The organism is Enterococcus sp. MSG3290 (assembly GCF_050555565.1).
GTDB lineage: Bacteria > Bacillota > Bacilli > Lactobacillales > Enterococcaceae > Enterococcus_B > Enterococcus_B faecium.
Genome location: NZ_CP187862.1, coordinates 1,770,382 through 1,784,269 on the forward strand (window position 1 = coordinate 1,770,382; position 13,888 = coordinate 1,784,269).

The window sequence follows — 13,888 nt, forward strand, 5'->3', positions numbered from 1 at the left end:
TTATATTAGGCAAAATAATTTTAATAAAGGTTAATCAAAAATTCCCATAAATTAGTCTTCTGTTTTTAATCCAATGATTTCTTCTGCTAATCCATTGATTACTGGATCTTGCAAATAATTCTTTAATGTCACAATTTTCATGTTAGGATGTGCTTTTCTAGTCCGTTCCTCCAAATCTTGATGTACGATCACCAAATCACTATCTTCTGGTACCTCTTCAATTCGATAATTTTTTATCTCAACATCAGTAATACCTGCTTTTTGCAATTTTTTCTTGAATATTGTTGCGCCCATTGCGCTGCTTCCCATTCCTGCATCACAAGCAAAGGAAATTTTATTCATCTCTTTTTTCTCGGTACATATTTCTCTAGCATTTTCTTCTTTTAATAATTTTCTTCCTTCTGATTTCATCGTTTTCGATTTTTGAACTGATAGTTCAAAATTTCTGTCTTCATCTGTTGATTTATCTGCTTTTAAAATTACTGATGTTACAAAAAAGGAAACCAGTGTTGCTGTGACCACTCCCGCCATGACACCCAAAAAATTTCCCCGAGGCGTTAGAGCTAAATAAGAAAAAATAGAACCTGGACTTGGACCTGCTACCAGGCCCGCATCAAATAATTCAAAAGTGATGATTCCTGTCATTCCACCAGCAATCATAGATAATATAGTGAGTGGTTTCATTAATACATATGGAAAATAAATCTCATGTATTCCGCCGAAAAAATGGATGATGATTGCACCTGGTGCTGTCTGTTTTGCTGCCTTTTTACCAAATAAAGAATAAGCTAACAATAGTCCTAAGCCAGGGCCAGGATTTGATGCTACCATGAAATAAATTGATCTGCCTGCCTCTAATGTTTGTTGCATACCTAATGGATAATAAACACCTTGGTCAATAACATTATTTAAAAATAAGACTTTTGCCGGTTCGTTGATTAAGGACAGTATCGGTAAAAAACCAGTTGAAACTAATGCTTCAATTGCACTCGTTACAAATTGATTAGCTGATTGGATTATTGGTCCAACTACCAGATAAGAAAGGCACATCAGTATGAAACCAATAATTCCTATAGAAAAATTATTGACGACCATTTCAAAACCAGCAGGAACTTTCCCATCTAAAAAATTATCTGTTTTTTTCATCATCCACCCACCAAGTGGCCCCATAATCATTGCTCCCATGAACATTGGTATGTCAGCACCAATAATCAAACCTATTGTTCCGATTGTACCTAAAACAGCTCCACGTGTACCACCAACCATCCGACCACCAGTATAGGCAAGTAGTAACGGCAATAGATAGCTGACTGTCGGACTTACGAGTTCATTCAGAGATTCATTTGGGAACCACCCAGTTGGAATGAATAATGCAGTAACAATTCCCCATGCAATAAATGCGCCTATATTTGGCAATACCATATTTGTTAAGAAACCGCCAATCGCTTGAACTTTAGCTCGCATGGAGACTCGTTTTTTTTTGTTTGCTACCTCCATTTTCTTCTCTCCTTTACTTCTTTATCAAATCTAACAATGCTTTTTCTGTCTTCACATCGAATAATTTTTGATACATTTTTTCATCACTCAGCAATTCTCCAAGATTGGCCATTAAGTCTAAATGTCCCTTTGGCGAATCAGAAGAAAAGGTAAAGAAGAATTTTACTGGTTCTTCACTTGGGAACATGACTGGCTTATCTAAACATAAAAAGCTCATCCCGACCCCTTTGCTCCCAAATTCTGGACGCGCATGAGGCATTGCTACTAGTGGCAGTAATATAATATAATTTCCGTTATCCAACACATTTTGTATCATCGCTTGTACATAGCTTTCCTCTATTATTCCCTTTCCTATCAAAGGACGCGCACTTACTCGGATTGCCTCTTGCCATGAATCGATCGCATCCATAAACATTGTATTTCCTGACAATTGTTCTTTTAGCATATTCTCCTCCTCTAAATCTGGGACTCATAAGCAGCGACAACTTCATTCAGCAGCTTACCTTCCAAACGAGAAATCTTTTTAATCGTTGCTTTCAACCCATCATTTACAATCATTCGACGTAGTTGTTCAGCTTCTGGATCAGCAAGATTCCGATAATGATATCCCGCAGCAATTACTTTTATTCCTGCATCGTAAGGTAAATGATATGAATCTAGTTTTACTATGGGAGCAATTAAACGATCATTAGGGCCTAATTTTCGAATAGGGGAACTTCCTACACGAGTAATTTCATCGGAGAGTTTCTGATTCCCATGACGGTTTAATGTTTTTTCCACAAAAGATGTTAATTCTTCTCTAGAAAAATGATATTTTTGTACAAAGTACTCTATATTCTCCATTAAAAATTGCTTGACTAGATTGAAAATCTCCATATTTTGGATTGCTTCTTGAATCGTCTTATATCCTTTCAGTGCGCCTAAATAAGCTACTGCCGCATGAGCAGCATTAACGATATAAAGCTTTCGCTCAATGTAAGGCTCCATATCATCAACCAAATTTACATTTTTCATATCAAAAGATGTAGTTGGATCTAACTGCTGTCGATCCATTATCCATTCATAATAAGGTTCGACAACAGAGATCATTTTTCCTCCAAGAACTTTTCCTAAAGATTGTCGATCGATTGCCGTATTCACAAAATATGCATATTCATCAAAATTCTCTTGTTCTTTTTCTGACAGCAAAGAATAAATTTCTTTTTTCAACACATCACTTGCATTTATCACATTTTCATTAGCTACGATATTGATGCTATGCTTTTGTTCAAATCGCTTACTTAAGGCTTGCGCAATGATCGGTGCAATTTTTACTAAATTTATTGCGCCAACAGATGTTGTTAAGATATCTGCATTTTTTGTTGCTGTAATCACCTCTTCTAGCTCGGATAAACTATTCAGTGCCACAACATGATCAATGAAATCACTCCTGTTCATTTCATCAATAATTTCGATAGTATAACCCTTATCTTGATTTAATTGATGGATCAATTCAGGATTCGTATCAATAAAACATAGATCGAATCCATTCTGATGTAGAATTTGTCCAATAAGCCCTCTGCCGATGTTCCCTGCTCCAAAATGTACCGCTTTCATTTTTCACCTACTCTAAGTTAGCATGGTATTGCCACAACTTTGACATATCAATTGCTTTTTCTTCTATCATCACTAAAGCAATACTATCTCCTAACAAAAGAACACTTTGTTCAAACAGGCTAGTCATTGGCTGTATAGAAGAAATTTCCTCTGGTAACGCTAATTTTGTTTGTACGGGTATACGAATAAAAAGATCTGAATATTCTTTCATTGTGCTGTCTGGGTTTGATCCTATATGGGCAACTTGGGACCCAAATTCCTTTGCTTTTTTTGCAATAGTTAGTGGGAAAGCACTTTCCCCACTACCAGAACCAACAATCAATAAATCTTTATCTGTAATTGCCGGTTCAGTGATTTGTCCTACGACTACTGTCTGAATTCCTAGATGCCCTAAGCGTTTTGCCATTCCTTCTAGCGCTAACAGTACTCTGCCAACCCCCACGAAAAAAACTCGTTCCGCTTTTTCAATTTTCTTTATCAATTGTTCCACATCTTTTGAAGAAATACGGTCTAATGTTTCAGTAATTTCTCTTACAATATTTTGTTTCGCCGCCTTATAACTCAACTATTTCCCCTCCATTTCTATTATTCAGGACCACTACATCTATTGATTTTTCCTAACTGATTGCTTCATCGCTTGATAAAGTAGTTTTTGATTTTCTGCTAATGTATTTCCTTTAAGAAACAAACTTGTACTTCCTAATACCAGATTTGTTGCGCCTGCATCTAATAATCCCGGGATCGTTTCTAACGATACCCGTCCATCCACTTGGATATCTACTGCTAACTCTTTCTCATTTACTAACTGGCAAAGATCTGTAATTTTTTTTAGCGCGTAAGAAATTTGTTTTTCTGACTTGTTTGTTGCAAAACCTGGATTAATCAGCATCAAACAAATCCTATCAATCTCGGGTAAAATATATTGTAATACATTTAACGGAGTTGCTGGATTCAAAGCTATCCCTACTTTTGTTCCAGAATTCTTGATGAGCTGGATATATCGATCAATATGGAGGCTTGTTTCATAATGAAAAGTAATGCTCTCTACGCCAATTTTCAACATTTCTCCAATAAAAAATTCGTTATCCTTAGCCATGATGTGTACATCAAAATTCATTGAAGTGATTTCTCTAATTCTTTTGATTGTTTCGATCCCTAAAGGCATACTGGGACTAAAAGAACCGTCAATCACGTCAATATGCAAGGAATCCATCCCAATACTTTCTAGTTCTTGGATGCTTCCTTCCAAATTTGCTAGATCCCCACACATAAGTGAAGGCGACAAAATAATTTTTTTCTCCATACATTCCCTCCTTTAATTACTCCCTCATTGTAACCGCTTAACAAATACTAGCCAACATAAAACTGCATAAAAATATTTTGTTTTTGCTTGTTTATGCCGTTTTAGTGTATTAAAAACGGAAATTATTGACATAAAAACGCATAAATGACATGATAAACAAGAATAAATAAGAAGGAGCACGCAACATGTTGAAATTAGAACGTCATCAAAAAATTCTAGATTTATTAAACGCAGAACAAAAAGTTATCGCTAGTGATTTAAGTCAACGTTTCAATGTATCCGAAGACACGATTCGACGAGATTTGAAAGATTTGGATAGCCAAGGTCTCTTAAAAAGAGTACACAGCGGCGCTTTACGTGTTGGTCCGCCAATTACCAATTTTAACTACCGAGAAACTGTAGCTAGCGAACAAAAAACTGCATTAGCTCATAAAGCCCTCCCTTTTTTAAAAGAAGAATCTGTCATCATCATTGATGGAAGTACAACTAACTTGGCTTTAGCAAAAGAAATCCCACAAGATTTTCGTGCAACAATCATTACCAATAGCCCGCCGATTGCCATAGCATTAGCACAGCATCCTAATTTGGAAATTATCAATATTGGCGGTACTTTTTATAAACAATCTATGATCAATATTGGGGTACAAGCTTATAAGCAACTACAAAACATTCGAGCCGACCTTTATATTATGGGTATTTATAACATAGATCTAGATGTTGGAACGAGCGTGCCAACTATGCAAGAATCCGACATTAAACGTGAGATGATACGTATTTCTACTGAAGTACTTGGGATGATAACTAATGATAAATTCGGCACCATCAGTAATCATATCGTCGGTCCAATTGAAGACCTTACCTATCTTATTTCAGAAGAAATTCCTGAAAAGGTTCGTAAAGAATACAATAAACAAAAAATCGTTTTGATTGATTAAGCGAAAACTATTGGTAACTACTAAAGCAACAGATATAAAAAATCTAAAAAAGAAACACGCAATAAAGTTTTGAAATAAACTTTATTGCGTGTTTCTTTTTTTGTTTATTATCACTTGACTAGCACCACGTATAACATACTATAGCAATCATCATCCCACTTCTTTGTCTTTTGAAATACTACGTTATTTCTTTTTATTAACAAAAAACAATAGCACTAAACAGACCAAAATAGTTATGACTCTCAACACGGGAGTAAACAGCAATGCTATCATTAAATTAGCAAGTTCACTGACGATTGAGGAATTTGATTCGTATAATACAAATAAAGGTTCTGCAAATAAATTCACATGTCTATAAACAAATTCTGTAAATAAATATACGGTTAAGCCTAAACCAATTATGGTGATATTTTTTTTAGATTTTGACATTTTTTCTCTCCTATAATAATTTTTTTCAGTTATTCATTTCCTTTTTTATAAAAAATGTAGATTGTTTTGAAGTAATAATATGCTGTAGTTTCAAGAAAATTTACAGGAAATTTGATAACTGATATTATTTACTTTTTGACCACCATATACATGACTTTTATTTTTGTTTCTTTTTTAGAATCAAATGTGATTAAATAGAAAATTTTACAATAATATGCACATATAAATAATAAGATGATATAATCAACAAAGAAAATGTGAATTTTTTCACTATATTTTATCACATGAAAATTCATTAAGAAAGTAGGAATCGAAGTATTATGCACACACCAGAAGAAATTATGGAACTCAGTATTCATCTTGGAACAAAAAAAATACATAAACCTATCTTAGCTAAACTGATTTTAGGTTTTATCGGAGGAGCCATGATTTCTCTAGGTTATTTGGCATACGTACGAGTCTCTGCTTCTATCCCAGAATCTATGGCTAGCTTGACTAGTTTAGTTGGTGCCTCGGTTTTTCCTATCGGCCTGCTGGTCATCCTTCTTGGCGGTGGTGAATTGATCACCGGAAATATGATGGCTGTGGCGATTGCCTTTATGGATAAAAAAGTCACATTCTCACAGCTGGTTAAGAATTGGTCAGTGATTACTTTTGCAAATATTATTGGTGCAATTTTCGTTGCCTATTTCTTTGGACACTTTGTTGGTTTAACTCATTCAGGTGTCTATCTCGACCAAGTGATTCATATTGCTGATCATAAAATCGCTGTTTCTTGGTGGCAAGCATTAGGCTCCGGAATAGGTTGTAATTGGTTTGTCGGTTTAGCGTTATGGTTATCATATGGAGCAAAAGATGCGGCCGGCAAAGTACTAACGATTTGGTTTCCAGTCATGATTTTTGTGGCAATCGGTTTCCAGCATAGTGTGGCCAACTGTTTTGTGATACCTGCTGCCATATTTGAAGGTCAAGCGACTTGGTTAGAATTTCTCTCGAATTTTATCCCCGTTTATATTGGAAATATCATCGGCGGAGCTATTTTTGTTTCAGGTTTTTATTACGTTAGTTATAAGCATCATTAAGATTGAAGGTAATGTTCATTCGAGCATTACCTTCAATCTCTTTATATACTATTTATATTTTAAGAACAATAGCCTTTTATTATATATATTATTCAAATTAGTTATATCGAGTGAAAAAAACTTTCAAATTGATTCTTTTTATTTATCATAAAGATATAGATACATAATCATTTTCACTTACATATATTTGAATATTAACTAAAAACAGCAAGAAAGAAGAGGATCAAATGTATTATGTAGAAGTAAAAACAAAAGGCGTCAAAAACAAACAATATGTGAAAGGTATCAGTAACGAATATCCTTTACTTGGTTCATGGAAAGAAGCTGCTCCTTTTTCCAAACCATGTGCCATAAAAATAAAGAACGAGCTAGAAAAAGAACTGACTTGTGGCAAAGCTGTTGTAGATATCATCGAAAAGTAAATCCAATGTATAGAAAGGAAGATCACACATGAAAAGCGACGTACAAATTGCTAAGATTATAGAATTAGAAGAAGAAGACGCAGTGTTGACAATTGAAAAAAAAATAAATGTTTGTATACCATATGATTATTTCAATATGTATCCTGGAATTGGAGATCTCGTAGAGCTATATCAAGATGAATCAAATATACTTGTCATTCATCATGAAATATAGAGACTTATAAAATTGTTTATTTTTATAATGTATCAGTATAGAAAGGAAATAAAACATGGATTATACTGTTGAATTTGACAGTGAACTACTTAAGCAATTTCCACAAGAAGAACATTTCATGTATAAAGAAGCAATTTCCCACAAAGTGACAGAGTATTTGGAGCATAATTTTTTTCGTATAAAGCCAGTGCGTACTCGTTCGGCAAAAGGAATATACGAGATGAAAGTCAAAATTAATAAAAAAAATTATCGCATAGCATTTGCTTTAAAAAAAAATCATGTGTTCATTTTTTATATTAGTTCGAATTTGCAAAAAATTGTATTTGATAAAGAGGTGAGTACAAAAATAAAATAGCTGAGCATTGGAGGATAGATTGAGTGATACTAAGTCTATCCTCTTGTTTTTCTAAAGAACTAAGCTAGAATTTTTTCTTTTGTACGTTATTATATGTTATTTGTCATTACCAAAAAGCACCTTTTTTCTTCTAGTATCTATGACATAAGAAATACCACCCATTTCCTTTACTTGAACAAATCCTACTGATTCATAAAATTTTTTAATAATATAAGTCTTTGATTATTTAGTCTATCTCTTACAATTCTCCTGTAAAAATTCACTCGATTCCTTAGAATTCAGCTTTTCTTTTAAGATATAAGCTTTTTGATATACAAAAAAGGTTGTGATAAGATTTTTTCACAACCTCTAATTCATTTTAACAAGTATTAATTTTGGAGTTTCTACACTTGATCCAGGATTTCTATTGCCCGTAGTATGCATACTTTCCATGTTTGCGAAAATAATGTTTATCTAGTAAATATTGCGGGATTTCACATATATTGGGGTTGATCAGCTCGTTTTCTTTGGCCATCAGACAAATTTCATCTAAGATCAAACTGTTTTCTACTGCTTTCATAGGTGAATCCCCCCATGTGAACGGTCCATGTCCATAGACAAGTACTCCAGGGACTTCGTTTGGATCTAATTTTCTTTCCTTAAACGTCTCGACAATCACATTCCCTGTATGAACTTCGTAAGCTTCTCTTACTTCTTCTTTCGTTAATTGGCGTGTACAAGGAACCTTACCATAAAAAGCATCAGCATGAGTCGTGCCATAAGCTGGCAAATCGCGTCCTGCTTGCGCCCATATGACGGAGTGCGTGGAATGAGTATGAGTAATAGCAGTTATATCTTCAAAAGTTTGATACAAAACAACATGTGTGGGGAGATCTGAAGATGGTTTTAAGCTATCTTCTTCTATTATATTTCCCGACAAATCTGTTACCACCATTTGATCTGCTTGCATGCATTCATATCTGACACCGCTTGGCTTAATGACGATGACTCCTAGCTCACGGTCCACTTCACTCACATTGCCCCAAGTCAATTTGACTAATCCGTATCGCGGCAAAGCCAGATTTGCTTCAAGGACACGTTGCTTCATTGCTGCAATTTTTTCTTCACAAGACATCATAGCCAGCCTCCTTCAATTTAGAACTTAAGTAGTCTTTTGCCTGCTGGATTTCTCTTCGAAAGTCTTGGCTTTTTTCACTCCACATTTCAATCAGAAATGTTCCATCATAATCTAGACGTTTCAAATGTCTTAATAATCCAAGAAAATCAACACAACCGCTACCAAAAGGAACATCACGAAACTGGCCTGAATATTCTTTTGTTACAGGGTAAGTATCTTTTAAGTGGATAGCAGTGATATAATCGATCCCTTTCTCAAGTTCTCGAGCCGGATTATTTTCCGGCCATGCGGACAAATTGCCTAGGTCTGGATATACTTGTAGAAAAGGGGAATGAATCTGTTCTTTGATTTCTAAAAATTTTGAAATGGAGTTCATAAATGGATCATCCATGATTTCCACGGAAAGAATGATGCCATATTTAGAAGCTTCCTTTACGCTTTCTTTTATTCCTTCGATAAAGTCTTCTCTGGAATTCATTGATTTCTCTTCATAATAAACATCGTATCCAGCTATTTGGATTACTTTGACGCTTAGATTATGCGCCAAATGGATTGCTTTTTTCATTAGTTGTTTCGCTGCTTTTTTCTTTTCTGGATCAGCAGAACCAAACGGAAATCGCCGATGCGCACTTAAACAAATCGAATGGATACGTACACCGGAGCTGAACATCTCTTCTCTCAGCTCAGCTATCTTTTCTTCAGACCAATCTAATCGTGCTAACCGCTCATCCGTCTCATCAATCGACATCTCGATAAAATCGAAGTCCATTTCTTTTACAAGGGAAAAACGTTCTTTCCATGAAATATCTTTGGGTAATGCTTTTTCATAAATCCCAATTTGAGCCATTTCCTTACCCCCAGATACGAATGATCTCATCTTTGAAGTTTTGTGCGGCCTTCATCGGATCATTTGCTGCTGTAATACCACGACCAGTGATAAAGGTATACACATCGATCCCTTCAAATAAGTGTAATGTGTGTGGATTTAATCCACCAGTTACAGAAACATTAAAGCCTAGTTCAATCAGTTTTTTGATCTTCGATAAATCTTTTTCACCCCAAGTTTCACCAGATAACAGCGCATCACGGCTTTGATGGTAGATTACCTGCCGGATACCGATGTTATGCCAATCCATGGCTTGTTCAAAAGTCCAATTGCCGTAGAGTTCTACTTGCAATTCACCTATTTCTTTTTGTGCTGCCTCCATAGTTGGAATCGTTGCACAACAAATGACTGTCATCCAGTCTGCTCCTGCTTTTGCAACATTACTCGCCACTGTTCCTCCAGCGTCTGCACATTTCGTATCAGCGACTAGTTTTTTATCTGGGAACATACTGCGAATACAGCGAATCGCTTTTTGTCCTTCCTGTAAGCAAAGAATTGTGCCCACTTCAATAATATCTACTACATCACCAACTTTCATAACATCTCCTAATGCATGTTCTAAGTCATTGTGATCTAACGCAATTTGCAAATTCGGCCTGCTCATCTTAGTTCCTTCCTTTACTTGTTTTTTTGGTACCACTTTGTTTCAGCAAATTTTTCACTGATTTCTTTGGCTGACATCACATTTTTGATACCGATAACTGTAACTCCTTTTTTCTCTGCCTGAGTAAACATATTCAAAAAATTGACTGGCGTAAAAACTACATCGTATTGGCCAGCTGAACTTTTTCCCTCTGAAATGGCACAATGATGGATTTTGGTAATTGGTACGTTTAGTTCTTTCATTGCTTTTTCCACACTTCTCATCATCATCAAGCTTGTTCCTGATCCATTTGCACACGATACTAAAATTCTCATCTTAATCCCTCCATTATGAGTGTTGTCTAATCAGATTTTCTTTTATACTCTCTGCTTTTCTGCATATGTGTCATAGTCTTCTACAATCAAAAAATAACCATCAGGATTTTTCCGATATTGTAACTGCGGAATAGCCAATAAACCAATGACAACTACGGCAATTCCAGCATAACCTAGGACTTTCATGATTACTGTAAACAATGGCCAAGCTGTTGCCCAGTCGAACATCCCGATATAACCACCGTATGTTGACATCCCAATCCATGTAGCGAATAATGCTGAACCGCCTACTTGTATGATTCCTGAAAGAAACGGGAACAGGCAAGCGGCTTTGAATCCACCTCGGTTATTGGCATAAACTGCTATAACGGCATTATCAAAGAACAACGGAATGAAACCGGCTATGACGATCGTTGGTGATTTCAATAAAATCAGTAAACCAATCATCAAAAACTGTCCCAAAGCACCAAACAAGAACCCAATCGTTACCGCATTTGGCGAACCAAAGCCAAAAGTAGCAGCTACGTCAATTCCTGGAACAGCTCCTGGTAAAATCGTGTTTGAGATTCCTTGGAAAGATTGAGTTAGTTCATCGACGAATGTCCGAACACCTAATTGCAAGATCGCCAGATATACCGCAAAATTTAAAGAAGTCGTCATAATGTAGAATAAGAAACTCTGCCCTTCTTGCATGAATTGCGCTTGAATCAAATAATCTTTGCCTAGTACAATCAGAATGATCCCAAAGAAAAATAGCATGAGTAACGAAGTAGCAACCATATTCTCATTGAAAATCGACAAGAATCCTGGTAATTTGATATCTTCGATTTTTTTGTCTTGCTTGATTGATCTATTTTTCTTTTCATCCCGCTTTTTCATCCACTCAGCTAATTTTGCAAATATAAAGATTCCGAACATTTGCTGATGTGCCACTGCAAATCCGGCACCTTCTGTCAATTCCTGCGTGATTCCTACTGTTAAGTTAGAAGCTACTGCCCAATAACAACCTAAAATCAGTCCCATAAAAATCAATACTTGTATCCTACCTAGATCAGGAAAGCAAAACAGTAAAATCCAAAAAGCGGTAGCTGCTTGTTGAACCTGAACGTTTCCGGTAGTGAAAACGGAACGCAGTTTCGTATATTTCTGAAAACGGACTAATAAGATATTTAAAACAAATGCAATCAGTAATAAAATCATCACATCTCCAAAGGTACGGCCAAATGTCTCCATTAATCCAGCATCCACAGCATTTTGTCCAAAATAAGGATCTGTAACCATGGCATCCAAATTGAACCGTTCCTTTAGTCCAACCAAGATTGGCCGAAAATTATTGACCAAACCACCAGAGCCAACAGTCAAAATAAAGTAACCGACCGTTGCCTTTAAGAATCCAGCGATGCATTCATGAAGCGGGCGTTTCAGCAAAATATAGCCTAATAACACTATAAAACCAATCAGGTATGCTGGCTGCGTCAAGATATTTGTTGCAAAATACGTCCAAATGCTTAACAAAAATTCCCCCATCTTTTTTCTCCTCTATCAATTAATTATATTCTGCCATCACAACTTGGTAATCATCGATGGAGTTCGTAGAGATGAGACGCTCAACCAATCCATCTGTCATTAATAATTCGGATAATTTTTGGATATTTTCTAGATGTTCTTCTGGATCTTTTGCTGCGAGTGTAAAAAACAAACTAGCCGTTTTCTCCTCATTCTCCCCTTCACTTTCAAAACGGATTGGCTGTTTCAACTTGGTAAATGAAATAGCCGTTCCAAAAACACCATCACTTTTTTCTGAAGAATGTGGCATTGCTACTTGAGGTGCAATCACAATATAAGGACCGTATTTTTCTACACAATGGATGATCTCCTCCACATACGTTTCATCAATAATTTCCTTATCGATCAATACAAGACAGCTTTCGGCGATAGCTTCACGCCAATCCGTGATTTCTTTATCTGGGTAATGAATCAATTGATGGTCAAAAAAGTATTTCAGCAAGAAACTCCCCTTCTTTCTTATAAAAACGACGGAAACGGTGTATCATTTTCAATCGAGAAGACATCTTCAAATCCTCGATAAAAATTAAACTCAAGATCATCTTTATTTGTCGGATAGATGAATTTCCCGCCTACTTGCCAGATATAAGGTTTAAATCCATACTTCAGGCGATCCTTTTTGAATTTCCAAATTTCAGTGATCTCTTTTGGATCAGCCATAAAATTAGACCAAATATCGTAGTGGACAGGAATCACTACTTTTGCATTCAATGACTCCGCCATGCGCAGCATATCAACAGAAGTAACTTTGTCTGTTATACCGCGTGGATTTTCACCATAGGCCCCTAAACAGACATCGATTTTGTGTTCATTACCATGTTTGGCAAATAAATTGGAGTAATGTGAATCTCCTGCATGATAAAGATTCCCTCCTGATGTTTCGAATAAATAGTTTACTGCAATTTGATCCATCTCCTGAGGCATTTTTCCTTTTAATACCTCTTCTGGATCTTCACAAGTGACCAACGCTGTCCGATCAAACGCTTCTAAAGCTACTACATTGATGTCTTTGATTTTGACTGCATCACCTGGCTTTACTGTAATCGTTTTTTCTTCAGGAATTCCCCATTTTTGCCACGTGCGAACCACTTCTTTTGGCCCAATGAATGTTGCTTCAGGACAATTTTGATGAACTGCTGCGGCTGTATGGATATCTAGATGATCGGAATGGATATGTGTAACGATTAAAGCGTCTACATTTTTTATCGCAAAAGGATCGATTACGAAAGGCTGAGTACGTAAATTAGGCTGCATATTTTGAACGCCACTCATACGCATCATCTGATGGCCTTTTTTCATCATGCCATTCCCATGACTACGTTTTCCCGTCCCACACCATAGATCACATAAAATATTCGTTCCTTCATGACTTTTCAGCCAAATTCCCGTACAGCCTAGCCACCACATAGCAAAAGTTCCAGGATCCACTACTTCTGTTTCGATTTCTTCATTCAAGTATGTGCCCCACTCAGGAAATGTTTCTACTAACCACTTTTCTTTTGTTACTTCATTGACAGTTTTACTCATTTGCTTGCTCCCCCCATATCGTTGTTCCAACTTACAAGTAA

At 36.0% G+C, this 13,888-nt stretch carries 18 protein-coding genes and 1 pseudogene; 5 read left to right on the forward strand and 14 right to left on the reverse strand.

Annotated elements, in window-relative coordinates; genetic code table 11:
* Window positions 1–51: 51 nt before the first annotated feature.
* The 5 genes from IGL31_RS08425 to IGL31_RS08445 are packed head-to-tail and all read right to left on the reverse strand — an operon-like array spanning window position 52 to window position 4,396.
* On the reverse strand, window positions 52–1,497 hold the full coding sequence (locus IGL31_RS08425) for a PTS mannitol transporter subunit IICB (protein WP_086300158.1): 1,446 nt from the start codon (window positions 1,495–1,497) through the stop codon (window positions 52–54).
* Between the two features lie 13 nt (window positions 1,498–1,510).
* Complete coding sequence (locus IGL31_RS08430) at window positions 1,511–1,942, reverse strand: PTS sugar transporter subunit IIA (protein WP_002307011.1); 432 nt, start codon at window positions 1,940–1,942, stop codon at window positions 1,511–1,513.
* Between the two features lie 11 nt (window positions 1,943–1,953).
* Window positions 1,954–3,093 carry a mannitol-1-phosphate 5-dehydrogenase gene (locus IGL31_RS08435; protein WP_002330245.1) on the reverse strand — a complete coding sequence of 380 codons (1,140 nt, stop codon included), beginning with the start codon at window positions 3,091–3,093 and terminating at the stop codon, window positions 1,954–1,956.
* 7 nt (window positions 3,094–3,100) lie between these two features.
* Window positions 3,101–3,658, reverse strand: coding sequence for a 6-phospho-3-hexuloisomerase (gene hxlB / locus IGL31_RS08440; protein WP_002307014.1), 558 nt, complete (start codon window positions 3,656–3,658; stop codon window positions 3,101–3,103).
* A 39-nt stretch (window positions 3,659–3,697) separates the two neighbouring features.
* Complete coding sequence (locus tag IGL31_RS08445; RefSeq protein WP_002330246.1) at window positions 3,698–4,396, reverse strand: ribulose-phosphate 3-epimerase; 699 nt, start codon at window positions 4,394–4,396, stop codon at window positions 3,698–3,700.
* 185 nt (window positions 4,397–4,581) lie between these two features.
* Here IGL31_RS08445 and IGL31_RS08450 point away from each other — a divergent pair, with 185 nt between their 5' ends.
* Window positions 4,582–5,331, forward strand: a complete 750-nt coding sequence (locus IGL31_RS08450; RefSeq protein WP_002307017.1) for a DeoR/GlpR family DNA-binding transcription regulator — start codon at window positions 4,582–4,584, stop codon at window positions 5,329–5,331.
* A gap of 183 nt (window positions 5,332–5,514) precedes the next feature.
* On the opposite strand, the gene IGL31_RS08455 is transcribed toward IGL31_RS08450, so the two are convergent.
* The gene (locus IGL31_RS08455) at window positions 5,515–5,760 is read right to left on the reverse strand and encodes a hypothetical protein (protein ID WP_086300159.1); all 246 of its coding nucleotides are present in this window, start codon (window positions 5,758–5,760) and stop codon (window positions 5,515–5,517) included.
* Window positions 5,761–6,080: 320 nt separating this feature from the next.
* On the opposite strand from IGL31_RS08455, the gene IGL31_RS08460 reads away from it, so the two are divergent.
* The 4 genes from IGL31_RS08460 (at window position 6,081) to IGL31_RS08475 (ending at window position 7,833) form a co-directional block, all read left to right on the forward strand.
* Window positions 6,081–6,842 carry a formate/nitrite transporter family protein gene (locus tag IGL31_RS08460; protein ID WP_002295324.1) on the forward strand — a complete coding sequence of 254 codons (762 nt, stop codon included), beginning with the start codon at window positions 6,081–6,083 and terminating at the stop codon, window positions 6,840–6,842.
* A gap of 227 nt (window positions 6,843–7,069) precedes the next feature.
* Entirely contained in the window at window positions 7,070–7,264 is a 195-nt protein-coding gene (locus IGL31_RS08465; RefSeq protein WP_002289063.1) for a hypothetical protein, read from the forward strand.
* Window positions 7,265–7,292: 28 nt separating this feature from the next.
* Entirely contained in the window at window positions 7,293–7,478 is a 186-nt protein-coding gene (locus tag IGL31_RS08470; RefSeq protein WP_002318953.1) for a hypothetical protein, read from the forward strand.
* 55 nt (window positions 7,479–7,533) lie between these two features.
* Window positions 7,534–7,833, forward strand: a complete 300-nt coding sequence (locus tag IGL31_RS08475; RefSeq protein WP_086300160.1) for a hypothetical protein — start codon at window positions 7,534–7,536, stop codon at window positions 7,831–7,833.
* 96 nt (window positions 7,834–7,929) lie between these two features.
* Here the strand turns inward: IGL31_RS08475 and IGL31_RS08480 are convergent.
* The 8 genes and pseudogenes from IGL31_RS08480 to ulaG form a co-directional block, all read right to left on the reverse strand.
* A pseudogene (locus tag IGL31_RS08480) lies at window positions 7,930–8,037 on the reverse strand (GNAT family N-acetyltransferase); the annotation flags it as partial.
* Window positions 8,038–8,236: 199 nt separating this feature from the next.
* Complete coding sequence (locus IGL31_RS08485; RefSeq protein WP_086300168.1) at window positions 8,237–8,947, reverse strand: L-ribulose-5-phosphate 4-epimerase; 711 nt, start codon at window positions 8,945–8,947, stop codon at window positions 8,237–8,239.
* Window positions 8,937–9,797 (reverse strand): L-ribulose-5-phosphate 3-epimerase, encoded by an 861-nt coding sequence (locus tag IGL31_RS08490; protein ID WP_002289048.1) that lies wholly within the window; start codon window positions 9,795–9,797, stop codon window positions 8,937–8,939. Before IGL31_RS08490 ends, IGL31_RS08485 begins: the two co-directional genes overlap by 11 nt.
* Window positions 9,798–9,801: 4 nt before the next feature.
* Window positions 9,802–10,440, reverse strand: coding sequence for a 3-keto-L-gulonate-6-phosphate decarboxylase UlaD (locus IGL31_RS08495; protein ID WP_002288832.1), 639 nt, complete (start codon window positions 10,438–10,440; stop codon window positions 9,802–9,804).
* Between the two features lie 14 nt (window positions 10,441–10,454).
* Entirely contained in the window at window positions 10,455–10,754 is a 300-nt protein-coding gene (locus IGL31_RS08500; RefSeq protein WP_002299656.1) for a PTS sugar transporter subunit IIB, read from the reverse strand.
* A 42-nt stretch (window positions 10,755–10,796) separates the two neighbouring features.
* Window positions 10,797–12,281, reverse strand: coding sequence for a PTS ascorbate transporter subunit IIC (locus IGL31_RS08505; protein WP_002288827.1), 1,485 nt, complete (start codon window positions 12,279–12,281; stop codon window positions 10,797–10,799).
* Between the two features lie 19 nt (window positions 12,282–12,300).
* Window positions 12,301–12,762, reverse strand: coding sequence for a PTS sugar transporter subunit IIA (locus IGL31_RS08510; protein WP_002295331.1), 462 nt, complete (start codon window positions 12,760–12,762; stop codon window positions 12,301–12,303).
* Window positions 12,763–12,779: 17 nt separating this feature from the next.
* Window positions 12,780–13,847: an L-ascorbate 6-phosphate lactonase gene (ulaG, locus tag IGL31_RS08515; protein WP_002288825.1), complete on the reverse strand. Its 1,068-nt coding sequence runs from the start codon at window positions 13,845–13,847 to the stop codon at window positions 12,780–12,782.
* Window positions 13,848–13,888 lie beyond the last annotated feature (41 nt).